Origin of the sequence: Kaistia terrae (assembly GCF_026344005.1) — a bacterium.
GTDB classification, from domain to species: domain Bacteria; phylum Pseudomonadota; class Alphaproteobacteria; order Rhizobiales; family Kaistiaceae; genus Kaistia; species Kaistia terrae.
Genome location: NZ_JAPKNH010000010.1, coordinates 138082 through 151892, shown reverse-complemented (window position 1 = coordinate 151892; position 13811 = coordinate 138082). Strand labels below are relative to the sequence as shown.

General features: G+C 60.7%; 17 protein-coding genes, 1 tRNA gene and 1 pseudogene. 11 read left to right on the top strand and 8 right to left on the bottom strand.

The features are described from left to right. The 3 genes from OSH12_RS22030 to OSH12_RS22020 all read right to left on the bottom strand — a co-directional run. A partial coding sequence (locus OSH12_RS22030) for a TonB-dependent receptor (protein ID WP_266345780.1) occupies positions 1 to 1784 on the bottom strand: 1784 nt, incomplete at its 3' end. A gap of 112 nt (positions 1785 to 1896) precedes the next feature. Further along, positions 1897 to 2952, bottom strand: coding sequence for a FecR family protein (locus OSH12_RS22025; protein WP_266345779.1), 1056 nt, complete (start codon positions 2950 to 2952; stop codon positions 1897 to 1899). Positions 2953 to 3051: 99 nt separating this feature from the next. Further along, positions 3052 to 3567 carry an RNA polymerase sigma factor gene (locus OSH12_RS22020; protein WP_266345778.1) on the bottom strand — a complete coding sequence of 172 codons (516 nt, stop codon included), beginning with the start codon at positions 3565 to 3567 and terminating at the stop codon, positions 3052 to 3054. 314 nt (positions 3568 to 3881) lie between these two features. Between OSH12_RS22020 and OSH12_RS22015 the strand changes: the two are divergent. The 3 genes and pseudogenes from OSH12_RS22015 to OSH12_RS22005 form a co-directional block, all read left to right on the top strand. Then, positions 3882 to 4154, top strand: a pseudogene (locus OSH12_RS22015) (IS3 family transposase); the annotation flags it as partial. Positions 4155 to 4721: 567 nt separating this feature from the next. Then, complete coding sequence (locus tag OSH12_RS22010; RefSeq protein WP_266345777.1) at positions 4722 to 5291, top strand: recombinase family protein; 570 nt, start codon at positions 4722 to 4724, stop codon at positions 5289 to 5291. Positions 5292 to 5338: 47 nt separating this feature from the next. Continuing rightward, positions 5339 to 5560, top strand: coding sequence for a hypothetical protein (locus tag OSH12_RS22005; RefSeq protein ID WP_266345776.1), 222 nt, complete (start codon positions 5339 to 5341; stop codon positions 5558 to 5560). A 6-nt stretch (positions 5561 to 5566) separates the two neighbouring features. Here OSH12_RS22005 and OSH12_RS22000 read toward each other — a convergent pair whose 3' ends face one another. Both OSH12_RS22000 and OSH12_RS21995 read right to left on the bottom strand, forming a co-directional pair. Further along, on the bottom strand, positions 5567 to 6397 hold the full coding sequence (locus OSH12_RS22000) for a hypothetical protein (protein WP_266345775.1): 831 nt from the start codon (positions 6395 to 6397) through the stop codon (positions 5567 to 5569). Next, positions 6369 to 6680 carry a hypothetical protein gene (locus OSH12_RS21995; RefSeq protein ID WP_266345774.1) on the bottom strand — a complete coding sequence of 104 codons (312 nt, stop codon included), beginning with the start codon at positions 6678 to 6680 and terminating at the stop codon, positions 6369 to 6371. Before OSH12_RS21995 ends, OSH12_RS22000 begins: the two co-directional genes overlap by 29 nt. Before the next feature lie 202 nt (positions 6681 to 6882). Here OSH12_RS21995 and OSH12_RS21990 point away from each other — a divergent pair, with 202 nt between their 5' ends. The 3 genes from OSH12_RS21990 to OSH12_RS21980 are packed head-to-tail and all read left to right on the top strand — an operon-like array spanning position 6883 to position 8101. After that, complete coding sequence (locus tag OSH12_RS21990; protein WP_266345773.1) at positions 6883 to 7194, top strand: hypothetical protein; 312 nt, start codon at positions 6883 to 6885, stop codon at positions 7192 to 7194. Continuing rightward, complete coding sequence (locus OSH12_RS21985; RefSeq protein ID WP_266345772.1) at positions 7184 to 7753, top strand: lysozyme inhibitor LprI family protein; 570 nt, start codon at positions 7184 to 7186, stop codon at positions 7751 to 7753. Before OSH12_RS21990 ends, OSH12_RS21985 begins: the two co-directional genes overlap by 11 nt. An 18-nt stretch (positions 7754 to 7771) precedes the next feature. After that, positions 7772 to 8101, top strand: a complete 330-nt coding sequence (locus tag OSH12_RS21980) for a hypothetical protein (RefSeq protein WP_266345771.1) — start codon at positions 7772 to 7774, stop codon at positions 8099 to 8101. Between the two features lie 106 nt (positions 8102 to 8207). Here the strand turns inward: OSH12_RS21980 and OSH12_RS21975 are convergent, their stop codons facing one another. The 3 genes from OSH12_RS21975 to OSH12_RS21965 form a co-directional block, all read right to left on the bottom strand. Beyond that, positions 8208 to 8474, bottom strand: coding sequence for a hypothetical protein (locus OSH12_RS21975; protein WP_266345770.1), 267 nt, complete (start codon positions 8472 to 8474; stop codon positions 8208 to 8210). Positions 8475 to 8484: 10 nt separating this feature from the next. After that, positions 8485 to 9465, bottom strand: a complete 981-nt coding sequence (locus OSH12_RS21970) for an integrase (RefSeq protein WP_266345769.1) — start codon at positions 9463 to 9465, stop codon at positions 8485 to 8487. Positions 9466 to 9564: 99 nt separating this feature from the next. Further along, positions 9565 to 9654, bottom strand: a tRNA-Ser gene (locus OSH12_RS21965). Positions 9655 to 10178: 524 nt separating this feature from the next. On the opposite strand from OSH12_RS21965, the gene OSH12_RS21960 reads away from it, so the two are divergent. From OSH12_RS21960 to obgE, 5 genes are all read left to right on the top strand, one after another. Then, entirely contained in the window at positions 10179 to 10847 is a 669-nt protein-coding gene (locus tag OSH12_RS21960) for a 50S ribosomal protein L21 (protein ID WP_266345768.1), read from the top strand. A gap of 46 nt (positions 10848 to 10893) precedes the next feature. After that, on the top strand, positions 10894 to 11169 hold the full coding sequence (gene rpmA / locus OSH12_RS21955; protein ID WP_266345767.1) for a 50S ribosomal protein L27: 276 nt from the start codon (positions 10894 to 10896) through the stop codon (positions 11167 to 11169). Positions 11170 to 11286: 117 nt separating this feature from the next. Next, positions 11287 to 11940: a GNAT family N-acetyltransferase gene (locus OSH12_RS21950; protein WP_266345766.1), complete on the top strand. Its 654-nt coding sequence runs from the start codon at positions 11287 to 11289 to the stop codon at positions 11938 to 11940. After that, positions 11937 to 12494, top strand: coding sequence for a GNAT family N-acetyltransferase (locus tag OSH12_RS21945; RefSeq protein ID WP_266345765.1), 558 nt, complete (start codon positions 11937 to 11939; stop codon positions 12492 to 12494). Before OSH12_RS21950 ends, OSH12_RS21945 begins: the two co-directional genes overlap by 4 nt. Continuing rightward, entirely contained in the window at positions 12491 to 13531 is a 1041-nt protein-coding gene (obgE, locus tag OSH12_RS21940) for a GTPase ObgE (RefSeq protein ID WP_266345764.1), read from the top strand. The genes OSH12_RS21945 and obgE overlap by 4 nt, the downstream gene beginning before the upstream one ends. The last annotated feature ends 280 nt before the right edge of the window (positions 13532 to 13811 follow it).

Below are 13811 nucleotides of genomic sequence, written 5' to 3'. Positions count from 1 at the left end.
GACGGCGGCGCGATGGTCTCGTAGATATACGAGCCGCCGGCCGCGACCTCGACCTTGCCGACCGCCGTCTCGAAGGTGGAGGTGTTGACCGCGTCGGTGCCGTAGCGTTTGGCGATGTCCCAATAGCCCTGCGGCACGTCCAGGATGTTGCCATTGCCGAAATTGAAGGCGTAGGGCGTGCGGATATGGGTCTCGGTATCCGTCATCCAGACATTGGCCTTGAAGTCGATCCAGGGGTTCTCGGGATCGTACTTGTAGCCGGCGCGGTAGGTGTTGACGGCGACGTCGCTAAGCTCAGCCTGGGTGGCGCCGTCGAAGCGGATGATCACCGAGGGCATCATCTCGCCGAAATTGCTCTCGTAGCGCATGAAGCTGGCGTCGAAGATGTGCCCGCCATCCAGCTCCAGCTTGGCCTTGGCGAGGTAGGAGGTGTTGTCCTGCGAGGTGTTGAGCACCTCTTCGCCGCCGCGATAGCGGTTGAGGCCGTCGAGGCTCAGCACGGTGTAGTCGGTAATCTGCTCGGGGCGCGAGCCGAGGGCGGGCCGGATGATCCGGTCGTAGCTGATTGCAAGCTGCGGCGTGTGGCCGTTCGTCCCGGCGAAATAGTTGCCGTTCTTGCGGCGTGAATAGCCGAGGACGATTTCGGCCATGTCGTTGCGCGCCGCGAAAGATGCGCTGCCGGCACCGGAAGTCGGCAGGAAGGTCGCGGGTCGGTCCATGCCATAGGGGCTGCCGTTCAGCGTCGTGGTGGGCACGGTCGCAATCGTGCAGTTCCAGTTACAGCCGGTGATGTAGCGGCCGAAGCCAGTGGTCGGGTAGCCGCCTGGCGTGCCGACCGGCGGCGGGCTCGCCGTATTGGTCATCAGGCTGCCCTTGACGCGCACGCCCCAGGCCTTGTCGCCGACGATGATGTCGTCGGCATTGATCGTCTCCATGCGCACGACGCCGCCGGTGGCGCCGACGCCATAGACGCCGGCCGAAGGACCCTTCTCGACCACGACGCCGCCGATGAAGTCCGGATCGACATAGTTGCGCGAGGCGACGCCGGAATAGCCGCGATAGACGGTGTTCTGCTGCTGCGTGCCGTCGACGACGACGGGCACGCGGCCGAAGCCCTGCATGCCGCGAACATTGACGTCGATCGCGCCGCTGTTGCGGTTGTCGCCCGTCAGGATGCCGGGCATTCCCTTCAGGAAGTCGCCGACCGAGGACCCGCGGAAGCGTTCGATCTGGCTTTCCGACAGGAACTCGACGCTCTGCGCCGTCTCATACTTCGCATCGGGACTGGCGAGGCCGCCGAGGCCGCCATACGTCTTCGATCCAGCTGTTACGTCGATCGTCTCCAGTACCAGCGATCCGTCGGTCGCAGCCGGTGCACCTGCCGAGTTTGGACCGACCAGCGCGGCCGAGCCGGGGGTGCCGATGCGAACCTCCAGGCCGGTTCCAGCCACCAGCTGTCGCAGCGCCTGCGCCGGGGGCATCGTGCCGACGACGGCAGCCGACTTCTTGCCGCGCGCCAGCGCCGAGGAATAGCTGATCTGCCAGCCGGTCACGCCGATGAAGGCGTTGACGGCGGTCGAGAGCGGCTGGGCGGGAATGGAGAAGGCGACGGCCTGGCTACCGATGTCCGCAGGCAACGACTGCGCCAGCGACGGCTGCGGGGAAAGGCCGGTCGTCATGGCAAGCAGGGCCGAGGTTACGAGAAGCGAGGCCAGTCGGCACTTTGCGCGCGTTTTCGCCTGTGCGCCTGCCCGTGTACCGGTGGTCAACATCCCGTTCGTCATGCCGCAAAGCCCCTTTTCCAGATCGAAGAGGCCGCTCGGCGTCGCGCTGAAATCGCCCTCTCACACATCCGACGTTCGAGGGGAGCGAAACCGGAAAAGAAAAGTTGAGTATTTAGTGAAGGATTAAAATTCCGCCGGGCAGGGACGTTACGGAGACGCCGGCGGCGGCCGCCAGCGAGCGCAGCGCGCCATCAATATCCGTCGTCCGGTAGTTGCCGCTGACGCGGAATTCTTCCGCGAGGCCGCTGGCGACGACGACCGGCGCGCTGCGATAGCGGCGCAATTCAGCCAGCACGCGGGAGACAGGCTGGTCGTCGAAGACGATCCGTCCCTGTCGCCAGGCGAGCGCCATGGCCGGATCTGCCGGCTCGACGGCGGAGAGCGCATCGGCGCTGGCGATGACCTGCTGGTCTGGCTCCAGCGCCGCTTGCGCAGCTTTGTTGGCGACGAGGCTGACCGCGACATGGCCCCGCTCGAGAATGACGATGTCCTGAGAGCCGTCCTCCCGCACGGAAAACGCCGTGCCCTTTACCTCGACAACGCCGAACCGCCCGGCGACCCGGAACGGATGCTCGGGATCATGCCGGACGTCGAAGAAGGCCTCGCCCTGCAGGAGCCGCACGTCACGGCGGCCGCTCTCGAAGTCTAGCGCCACCGCCGATGCGGTGTTGAGGATCAGGGTTGATCCGTCGGGAAGCCGGATCGTCGCGCGATCGCCGGCGGCGGTGATATAGTCAGCCTGCCAGCGCAACAGCAGTGTCGGCGCCTGCCAGATGCCGAAAGCCAACATCAGCAATGCCGCGACGGCGCCGAAACGGAGGTTCCGTCGACGCGCGGCGGACGGGACGGCCGGCTTCGGCCGAGCGGGACGCCGTTTCGTATCGCTTGCTCGATACGGCTCGCCTATGGGCAGGCTACGGGCGGCGGCGGCGAAGGCCGTCGACCCCCACAGCGCCTCCAGATCACCATAGGCCTCGGCGTGGTGCGAACTCCGCTGCCGCCAGGCTTCGAATTCGGCCTCTTCGGCCGCATCAGGCCCGGCGTTGCGCCGCCGCGCGAACCAATCAAGCGCTTCGTCCGCGACGATGTCGGCGACAGAGCCCTCCTGCCGGTCGGACGGTTGCGAAGCGTTGGCGCGGGCGTCGCCCCTTGAACTCTCTGGTCCCACCCAATTCATCCGATCGTGCTGGCCTTCGGGTCTTTATAGAAAGACGTTTCGCAGAATGGAAACCGGCAAAAATAGTTTGGGGCCCTTCACCAGGGGCGCTCAGCGCCCGTCACTCCGCGCCAACGCGTCGCGGCAATGCGCCATGGCGAGCTTCAGATCGTTGAAGACGGTGCGTTCGGAAATGCCGAGATGCAGCGCGATCCGGGCATTCGTCCATTCCTCGATCCGGCTCAGGACCACGACGCGCTGCACGCGCTCCGGCAAGGTCGCCAGTGCTGCCTGGAACAGTCGCAGGCGCTCGCGTTCGATGATTTCCGTTTCGAGCGACGGCACATCGGCGGGGATGCTTTCCAGCGTCTCGTTGCTAAGGCCGTCGGTCTCGACTCGCGCCCGCGTCTTGCGGCGACGCAGGTAATCGAGCGCCAGATTTCGGGCGGTCTGGTGCAGGAACGCCTCGATATGCTCGATGGGTCCCGCCTGGATCGCCTTATGCGCCCGGACATAGGTCTCCTGCGCCAGATCCTCCGCAATCTGAGGATCGCGCACGATGCGCATCACACTCCAGGTCAGGGAGCGGCGATGCCGTTGAAACGCGTCATTCAGGATAGTCGGCATGGTGGGAAGCGGCGTGGTGCATGAGCAGACTCGCGCATAGTCGACGCGCCGAGTGGGGGCTACCTGGGAGGTCAGATAGTCCAGCTAAAAACTTCACGCAACTCCAATGATTTAGACCATCTCTAGCCTAGATATCGCAGATGCCGCATGTCCGTCGACTTCGAATCGATCACCGTCAGGAAAGACCCAGCCTGGGGGGACACGACCACCAGTTGGAAGCACCGCCGCCTCGAGGGTGCGGCGCGGATCGCCGAGATCAAACACGCCGCTCACCGTCGCTGCGCCGATATATGGATTAGGTTCCGACGCCCCCGGATGATGAAGCGGCTTTGACCGCCGACATCATTGCGCTCGCCATCCAATATGGCCGCTACGGCTATCGCCGCATCACGGCGATGCTGCCCCGTGCGGGCTGGGTGGTGAACGTCAAACGGGTCGAACGGATCTGGCGGCGGGAGGGGCTGAAGGTTCAGCAGAGGCAGCCCAAACGTGGCCGGCTCTGGCTGAATGATGGATCGTGCATCCGGCTGCGGCCAGAGTATCCCAGCCATGTCTGGTCCTACGACTTCGTTGAAGATCGCACCCACAAACAGTCTTTTATTTACAGATTATTGTCATGAAATCGATATGAACAGTTCTTACAAGCCAAGTCGTCATGTCATCTCGCGAAATAATCCTCGGCACAAGAATGGCCGCTCTGTTGCGGTGTCGAGGATATAATCAAACATACATCGCGCTGTACATCTAGATGCATTATTTGCCGGAGTTTGTTATGGTATATATACGTGTGTCCCAAGATGACCACCTTCCGGCGCAACGGAGCACGCACACCTACCGACAATACTCATTACAGTCTCGTTACGGGCACCCACATTTTGTTCAACGAACCACTTCGTCGTTAGGGTCTGTCTGGCGGACGGAGCATTTTTGTTAACAAACTTAATGATATTCTCTTTGCATTCGTCTTCGCGTACCTCAAGTAACAGCGCTCCGTCCACTCGCTCCAGATAAACCATCTCGCTGTAGTCCAAAGTTAGGCCTATCGTTTCCTCTAGGTCCAATCTGGATAGTTCTCGACCGAACTCCAAAAAGAATCTCTCCAATTTAGAGTATTCTCATTATTTGACGTGAGACGAGTTTTGAGAGAGGCACGAATGCAGATCGGTTACGCTAGGGTATCCTCGTCCGACCAAAGTCTTGGTCTTCAGCGAGCCGCATTCGCCCGTGAAGGCATCGAAAAGGTTTTCCATGAAACAGCCTCCGGAGCGCAGCGAGACCGGCCCGAGTTGCAAAAGGCACTCGACTACCTTCGGAAGGGCGACACCCTCGTCGTCTGGAAACTGGATCGGTTGGGGCGTAGCCTGCGCCAACTTATCGACACTGTTGAATCCCTGAAAGAAAGTGGAATTGAGTTTCGGTCTCTGACCGAAAGCATCGACACATCGACGGCTGGCGGGATGCTGATTTTCAACGTGTTCGGTGCATTGGCTCAGTTCGAGCGCTCCTTGAGCCGGGAACGCACTATGGCTGGATTGCAAGCGGCCAAGGACGCCGGGAAAGCTGGGGGTCGGCCCCGATCCCTATCGGACTCCGATTTGGCGGCTGCGAAGGCACTGCTCGCTGATCGCACAATCACGGTGAAGGAAGTTGCCGAACGTCTCGGGGTGTCGCAACCCACCCTCTACCGCTATCTTTCGGGCGGCCGGAACCAAGCGGCGGGCTGAACCCGGGTAACAATGTTGGGGCGCCGATTCACAGCGTGAGGATCACCATGGAAACTATCACGCAGGAAGAGTACCGACGACGTTTGTCGGTATTTGTCGCAGACCAGAAAGCGGCGCTGACGAAAAACATCCCGTCCGGTTTTTTCGGCAATTGGGCTTTTTACGTAAAATGTCAAAAGTCGTTCGACGAACTTCTCGCTAGAGACGGGATAGAGGTCATCCAAGCAGTTGCGGTAAAAACTCCGCAGACGGGAAAAATCCCGGGTTAAGCCAGACTAGCGAAACTTGCAGCCAACCGGCCGGAAATTGCCGCCCCCCATCGGGCCCTTGTCGTCCTCGTAAGGCGGATTGGATGGCCCGATCACATACCATTCATCGCCCAACTGGACCGACCACGCCTCGTTGGATTTGAGCCATCTCGTGATGTTTCCCTGATCCGGCTTGAAAGCGCCCTTGTGGGAGTACCAGACACAGCAAGGTGCGGCATCGGCGACGGAATAGACCGCATGGGCCTTCTTTCCATCCAAAAGCCCTTCGATAACCGTGTCGCCATACGGCCCTTGGCAACGAGCGGCCAGGTCCTTCTGGGGACGATCAAACGCCTTGGTAATTTTACCATCGCAGATGTACCGATAATCTACGGCAACTCGTTCGGACACAAACTGTCGGTTCGTGCGGTCATCCCTGAACACGAGCCGATCTACGGGACAGTCTTCTGATGGCTGCGGCGTCTGTTCGGTGGCATGTTGGGTTTTGCCCTCACAAACGGCGAACCAAAGTTCATATTTGAAGCGGTCTTTGGCAGCCGGGCGCTCGTTCACCTTCACGAAGGTGTTTACGTTGCTCGGCGAGACCACTTGGGGGAAGCCCTGATTGCAGTTGACGATCCATTCTGCGGTGCTCGACTTCTTGCCCTGCGATACAAACCGCACATTGGAAAAGTGATTCTTGCCAAGGCCAGTTGCTTCCTTCGAAACCAAATAGGCATCGAACTTCTGACCGTCGCCGGCACGGGAGAATAGCTTGGGCTCAGCGGCAACCGCAGCCGCTGATAGCAGGAACAGCGCCGCAAAAGCGCTAGCTGCAACGCTTGTATGTGAAGCCATCTTTGACCACCAGCGTATTGTTTCCGTTGAGCTTTCCAACGAAGGAACGTTGGAATGTCTCGCCTTCGCCTTCACAGAGCAGTTTCAGCGAGTAGCTCGCTCCGGACTTCTTGGCGCCACGGATCACGCAGGTGGATTCGTAGAATTCGATCTGTCTACCGGAGATCATCATAGCGCTCTCGTCCGAACGATCTCGGTATGCCTTGCAGGACGAACTGCTTGGAATCCATCCGCCCTTCAGCGGACCAACGTCTGCGGCGACGGCTGGCATTTCGGTCGCCAACAGCGCTCCGACTATCCATAGGCTTCGCATGCGTGCCCCCCGGCGTTTGCGATCTGACACCTCATCCTTAGGTGTCCGGCGAAACAATGCAACCGCCGAAAGTGGATGAGACAGCCATCGGCAGTCAAAAGCTCCCGAATGCTAAATACAGCATACCAGCAAGATCGGAATTCAGAACGCCGACGCAGGCGGAGTAAATAAAATGGCGGAAACCGCAAACGATGGGATCTACTACGCAATCGAACACAGAATCTGGTGGGATTCATTACGTGTATTGACAAGCGAACACGACAGAAATGACGATGTTTACATTGGCTTCCTAATCAATCATATGCGAATTGCGGAGAGCATCGATGGGTTTCGGCTCCTTTTCCCGGAAGATTATGATTACCTCATCAAAGTCCTCGGTATGCTTTGCGAAGCATTCGAACGGCCATATGTCGAGGGAATTCTTGAGGCGCTGCTGAACGCAACCATCGTCACCGGCGATGGAGTGCCAGTTGATGCGCAGTGAATCTGAATCCAGAAAAGTGCTTGGCCCGAAACTAACAGCTAGGCTCTTTCTTGGAGATGCAGAACGTCTTGTTCGGATTTCCGAAGAGACGAGCGAACCTCTTGCTGCCAGTTTCTCATGCTCCAAAGCCTCTGCCACCGATGAGCGGCTGATCTGCTCTGATCCACATTTGTCAGCGGTGGACGGCGATATGGGCAAGGCGTTCTCGACCGCTCGACGGCAAGTCTCGAATAAAGCGGCGCTCTTGGCTGACCAGCGTCGTTGGCTTCGTTCCGAGCGATCCAAATGCCTTCGTCTAGACGGTCGATCCAATCAAATCGGATGCTTGATCGTAGCGACCGAAGGGCGCCGTGTTCAGTTGATGCGCTATTCCGACATCGGCCGAATTGAAGACCGCAAAATCGAACCGTCAGGGAGCCCAAGCCTCCCGATGATGTCGAACTCGCTGCTCGGCGAGCGGATCAGGGGGCGGTGTCACATGGACACCTGCACATGGTTCAGCATAGAGAACCGTAAACTTGTTGGGCGAAACAGGGAAGGCAATCTCTACAGGATCTAGCGGGCGGATTGGTCATCCATGCATCCAGAAGGCAGCTATGACACGCCAGCGCCACTCACCGGCGGCCTTCGTTCCGTGTCATTGGCCTTCTGTTCGCTGACGGCGCCCGCCGTGCTCTATAGGGCAGATGACGGCTGGAATGCGGATATGCTTTCACCGGGTTCCGATGAGGGAGCCTTTGGCTACAACGAATCGAGCTACATGCTCTACTTCGCCGCCTGCCACGACCTAGAGGCTAAGGATTCGGCCGACTTCACCACATTCGGATTGCGTCTCGGTTACAGAGCGCATCCGGAGCGGGTTGAGCAAGTTCCTCTGCAACGACCCGAAGACATCCTTGGTCGGTAGTCACCGCCGCCTAGCCCGTCAGCTTCACTCACCGCCCTTTTCGCCCGCCCATGTGCACCGTCTTCGGTCAGCCCCTCGCTTTGCTCTGTCCTCTTTCCGGTGAGATTCAGCGCATAAACTTTACAAGGGCAATATCAACCGGGTCCCGCAGATGGAAAAATGGATCGAGAAGGCCGGCATCGATCAGAGCATCAGCCGAAACACCGGGAAGCGCTTTACGTTTGCTTTGGCTGTCTTGTTGGTCAAGAAATCCCCTCGGGCATGCGATGCAATCACAGATAGCACGGCCTGCTTGTTGCTCGAAGAGCCTGTTGCCCTTTTCGCCACGACTACCGGCAGAAGGCCCAAGACAAAGAGCCAAATCAACGGTCATAGAAGCAACATCAGCGCAGCTTTTTCGCTACGTCCTCTGGCCGAATGTGGGTGTAACGAAAGAGCATTCTCGAATCCTTGTGTCCGCTAATGAGAGCCACCTCCGGAACGGACAATCCTAGCTCGAAAAACCGACTGATTGCCTCATGACGGAGGTCATGAAGCCGAAGGTCTTCAATTCCAGCCCGCTCCATCAGCCTCACCCACGCTTGCCTCACCGTGCATGGCTTGATCGGAAAGACACGCCGCTCCGGCTTGGGTAGTCCATTCAGGATTGCGATGGCCTTCGAACTCAATGGCACGGAACGGCTGTCGCCATTTTTTGTCACTTTGAGCAGAGCCAGATTGCGAACGAAGTCGACATTCGACCATTCCAACTGCAGAAGCTCGCCTCTCCGCATTCCTGTCTCGATAGCGAGTTCAATCATGGGTCGGAGGTACCATGCCTTTGCCGACTTCAATGCGTGATTGAGACGCTCACAGTCTTCTGGCTCCAGTCTCCGTTGCCGGCCCTTGCCAGCCGGCGGAATTGCAATTCCGGCGACAGGATTTCGAGACAGGGGAACTCCCCACTCTTTCCTTGCCACTTCCAGACAATGTCGAAGAACGGCCAGTTCTCGTCGGACTGTTCCGGATTGCACCACCGCCAGTCGGAAGTCTCGATAGTTGGCAATGACGGCGCTGGTCAATCGGGAAAGTGGAAGGCTTGCGGGCAAATGACGACGCAACACAGCGAGCTTGGATCGCTCCTGATCCGGACTCCGCTTGGAGCACGTGACCGTGTCCTCATACCGCTGAAGCAAATCGTGTACGACAATGTCTTTCAGGCGATGGGCTGACGGCTCAACATCACCACGGTCGATACTGCGCTCTTGATCCCTCGACCATTGAGCAGCAGCGTCCTTCGAATCGAACGTTCGAGTAAGCGTCGGAAAACCGGCCTTCCGAACTTGAACGTGCCACGACGATCCACGCTTGCGTATTGAAGCCATAGCAAACCAGCCTGTGCCAAAAGTGTGCCAAGCCGATGCCATGCTAGTTTTTGCAGCGATATTCAGAAAGTGAAAGTCCCTGTAATTACAAGAACTTAGTGGCGGAGAGGGGGAGATTCGAACTCCCGATACCCTTGCGAGTATGCCGCATTTCGAGTGCGGTGCAATCGACCACTCTGCCACCTCTCCGCGGTGACGCTGTCAGCGCGATTGGCCTGATACATGGCTCGGCAGACGATGACAAGACCCTTCGCTGCCTTTCCCACGCCTTGTGGATCATTCCATGCCCAAGCACACAGAATCGACCCGCCAGCCAATCAAGGGAGGCAGCCATGTACATGGCTCTGCGCACCCCCGCGCCGAATCCAGCCACTCGCTGGTGGCGCGAGCATGGCTGGCGGCTGGATGCCGGCCCCGCCGCTTTCCCTGCCCCGCCCCGCAGTTCCATCGGCCCTTCCAGTCCACAGCCCCACGGCACGCCGACCGAGTTCCGCCACCGCCCGCAACCGCGTAGCCGGCGTCTTGCCGCGAGGCCTTTGTTTCGCTGGCTTTTTGGACTCTTGGCCGCCCGGTTTCGCTTGACAGGCGGGGGCTCTTCCCTATAAGTGCGCCCGGAATGGCGGCGTAGCTTTGGGCTGCGCTATCTCCATTTCAATGAACCCTGACTGAAGAAGCGGACCCTTCGAGGTCACGCTGAACAACTGGATAGAACAATGTTCGCAGTCATCAAAACGGGTGGCAAGCAGTACTCTGTTGCCGCCAATGACGAACTGGAAGTCGAGCTGCTCGAAGGAGCGCCCGGCGATATGATCACTTTCGGCGAGATCCTTCTCGTCGGTGGCGAAGCCGGCATCACCATCGGTGCTCCCTTCGTCGAAGGCGCAACGGTCGCCGCCGAGATCATCGATCAGATGCGCACGCGCAAGATCCTGGTCTTCAAGAAGCGTCGCCGTCAGAATTCCAAGCGTAGCCGCGGCCATCGCCAGCACCTGACCATTGTCCGGATCACCGAGATCCTGACCAATGGCGCCCAGGCGTCCGGCAAGAAGGCCACCAAGGCCAAGGTTGCCAAGGCTGCAGCACCCGCGACCGACGCCGCCCCGGCGGCTCTCGTCAGCGGCGGGCTCGACAGCTCCAACCTCTCGCTGATCTCGGGCATCGGCCCGACCATCGAGAAGAAGCTGCGCGCCGCCGGCGTCACCTCCTGGGAGCAGATCGCTGCCTGGACCGATGCCGACATCGCCAAGTATGACGAAGAACTCACCCTGCGCGGCCGCGTCGGCCGTGAAGAGTGGGTCCAGCAGGCCTCTGAGCTTCTCGCCGGCAAGCCGCCGCGCGCCAAGATCGACCAGGCAGAGCTGAAGTCTGGCGAAGATCGCTGAGCCGCGCTTTCTAGCGCGCCCCTAACAACGGATCGGGAGTTCGATCATGGCACACAAAAAGGCAGGCGGTTCTTCGCGCAACGGTCGCGATTCCGCGGGTCGACGCCTCGGCGTCAAGAAGTTCGGCGGCGAAGCTGTCATTTCCGGCAACATTATCCTGCGTCAGCGCGGGACCCAATGGCATCCGGGCACCGGCGTTGGCCTCGGCAAGGATCACACGATCTTCGCTACCGAGGAGGGATTCGTATCCTTCCGCAAGAAAGCCAACGGCCGTACCTACGTCTCCGTCGTCGCTCCGGCGGCGCTTGAGGCTGCTGAGTAACCGGCTTTCATCTGGGAACGCCGGCGTCGCATCGACCCGGCCGACCGAGATGGTCAGAAGACAGGGGAGATGGGACACCATCTCCCCTTTTCTTTTTGGCCCGACCGGGAGGCTCCAATGCGGGACCAGGATCTAGAAGGCACACTCGAGGACGAAGAACGGACCGTCCTGACGGCGCGGCTGACGCTGCGGCGGCCCAGGACGGAAGATGCGGCAATCCTCGCCGCGGCGATCGACAATCCGCGCGTCGCGATGAACCTCGTGAGCGTGCCCCACCCCTATCGCCGCGCCGATGCGGATGCCTGGATCCTGCAGGCTCGCCACGCCGTCGATGGCGCGGCGCATGTTGCCGCATCGCGGACCGATGGCACCCTTTTGGGCGCCAGCTTTCACCGCCTGAGCGCCACGCGCCCCGAAGGCCATGACCTGTCCTTCTGGGTGGCGGAACGGTTCTGGGGCGAAGGTTTCGGCACCGAGATCGCGCATGCGACGATCGACCATGCTTTTGGCGCGGCGGGCGTCGAGCGGCTCTGGTGCGCCGTCCGGGTGACGAATGGCCCGGCCCGGCGCGTGGCGGAAAAATGCGGCTTCCAGTTCCGCGACACGGGCATGGTGCGCTCGCTTTCGGCGCGCGGCTCCGTCCCCGTCGAGCATTTCGTGCTCGAGCGTCGCGTCTGGCAGAGCCTGAAGTCGTGGGGGCGCCGCCCCGATGGCGACGGTGCTTCGACAACCCTGTGGCCCCGCCCCTTGCACGAGGAGGGCGACCGATGATGACGATACGGGCGATCCTGCCCGAAAAGACGCTCCGCACGGAAAACGTGCTGCTTCGCCCGCTGCGGCCTAGCGATGGCCCCGCCATCGCGGCCGGACTGAGCGATTACGAGGTGACGCGCTGGCTCGCGCGCGTTCCCTATCCCTATAGCCTCGATGAGGCCGAGCGCTTTCTCGCCTGGGAACGGGCGCAGCGTCCGGTCAGCGCCGAGCAGGTCTACGCCATCGATCGCGATGGCATGATCGGGCTCATCTCGCTGCGCGACGCAGGCCCGGAGCCGGTTCTCGGCTATTGGCTGGCGCAGGCTCATTGGGGAAAGCGCTATATGAGCGAGGCCGTGGCGGCCCTGGTCGACGACACTTTTGTCGATCCGGACGTCACGACAATCCAGTCCGGCGTGTTCGAGGGCAATGAGCGCTCGCTCGCCATCCAGAAGCGGCTCGGATTCGAGATCATCGGTCGCTCGATCCAGCATAACCTTGCGCTTGGCCGCGATCTTGCGCATATCGACACAGCCCTGACGCGCGCGCGTCACTACGAGTTTAAAAAATGAAATTTCTCGACGAAGCCAAGGTCTACATCCGCTCCGGCGACGGCGGCGCAGGCTGCGTGTCGTTTCGTCGGGAAAAATACATCGAGTTCGGCGGTCCGGATGGCGGCGACGGCGGCCGGGGCGGCGACGTCTGGGCGGAGTGCGTCGACGGCCTCAACACGCTGATCGACTATCGCTACCAGCAGCATTTCAAGGCCAAGGTCGGCGTGCACGGCATGGGTCGCAACCTCGCCGGCGGCAAGGGTGACGACGTCACCCTGAAGCTGCCGGTCGGCACGCAGATCTATGACGAGGACGGCGAGACGATGATCGCCGACATGACGCATGTCGGCCAGCGCGTCCAGCTTGCCAAGGGCGGCAATGGCGGCTTCGGCAATGCCCATTTCAAGACCTCGACCAACCAGGCGCCGCGCCGCGCCAATCCCGGTCTCGAAGGCCTGGAACGCTGGATCTGGCTGCGGCTGAAGCTGATCGCCGATGCCGGTCTCGTCGGCCTGCCCAATGCCGGCAAGTCGACCTTCCTGGCCGCCGTCTCGGCCGCCAAGCCGAAGATCGCCGATTATCCCTTCACCACGCTGCATCCCAATCTCGGCGTCGTGCGCAGCGACGGCCGCGAATTCGTCATGGCCGATATTCCCGGCCTGATCGAAGGCGCGCATGAAGGCATCGGCCTCGGCGACCGCTTCCTTGGCCATGTCGAGCGTTGCCGCGTGCTGCTGCACCTCGTTGATGGCACCCAGGAGGATCCGGCCGAAGCCTACCGCGTCGTGCGCGGCGAGCTCGACGCCTATGGCGACGTGCTGGCGGAAAAGCTCGAAGTGGTGGCGCTCTCCAAGGCCGACGCCATTCCCGAGGAAGAGTTCGAGAAGCGCAAGAAGCAGCTGGCCAAGGCTTGCGGTCATGTGCCGATGGTTCTTTCCGCCGCGACCCGCGTCGGCATGGAAGAGGCGCTCCGCGCCATTGGCCGCATCATCGACCAGGGCAAGCTGGAAGATCCGAACCTGCATCCGAGCAACAAGGATACTTGGCGACCGTGACGCTCATGAGTTGATGTTCGGCGAGCCGAGCAAGGGTCTCATGACTGTCTGGCCCGCGATGTCTGGGCGACGCCGATCTACACCGGGAGTTCGCTCAACGCCTGGATCCCGAATCTCCCAGGCTCGACCCTCATCCTGAGGTGCCCGGCGAAGCCGGGCCTCGAAGGAGGTTCCAGCGAACGCCCCGATATAGATCGCGGGGCCTGCTGGAGCGCCCCGCTGGATCCTCCTTCGAGGCTTCGCTCACGCGAAGCACCTCAGGATGATGGCGGAGCAGGTC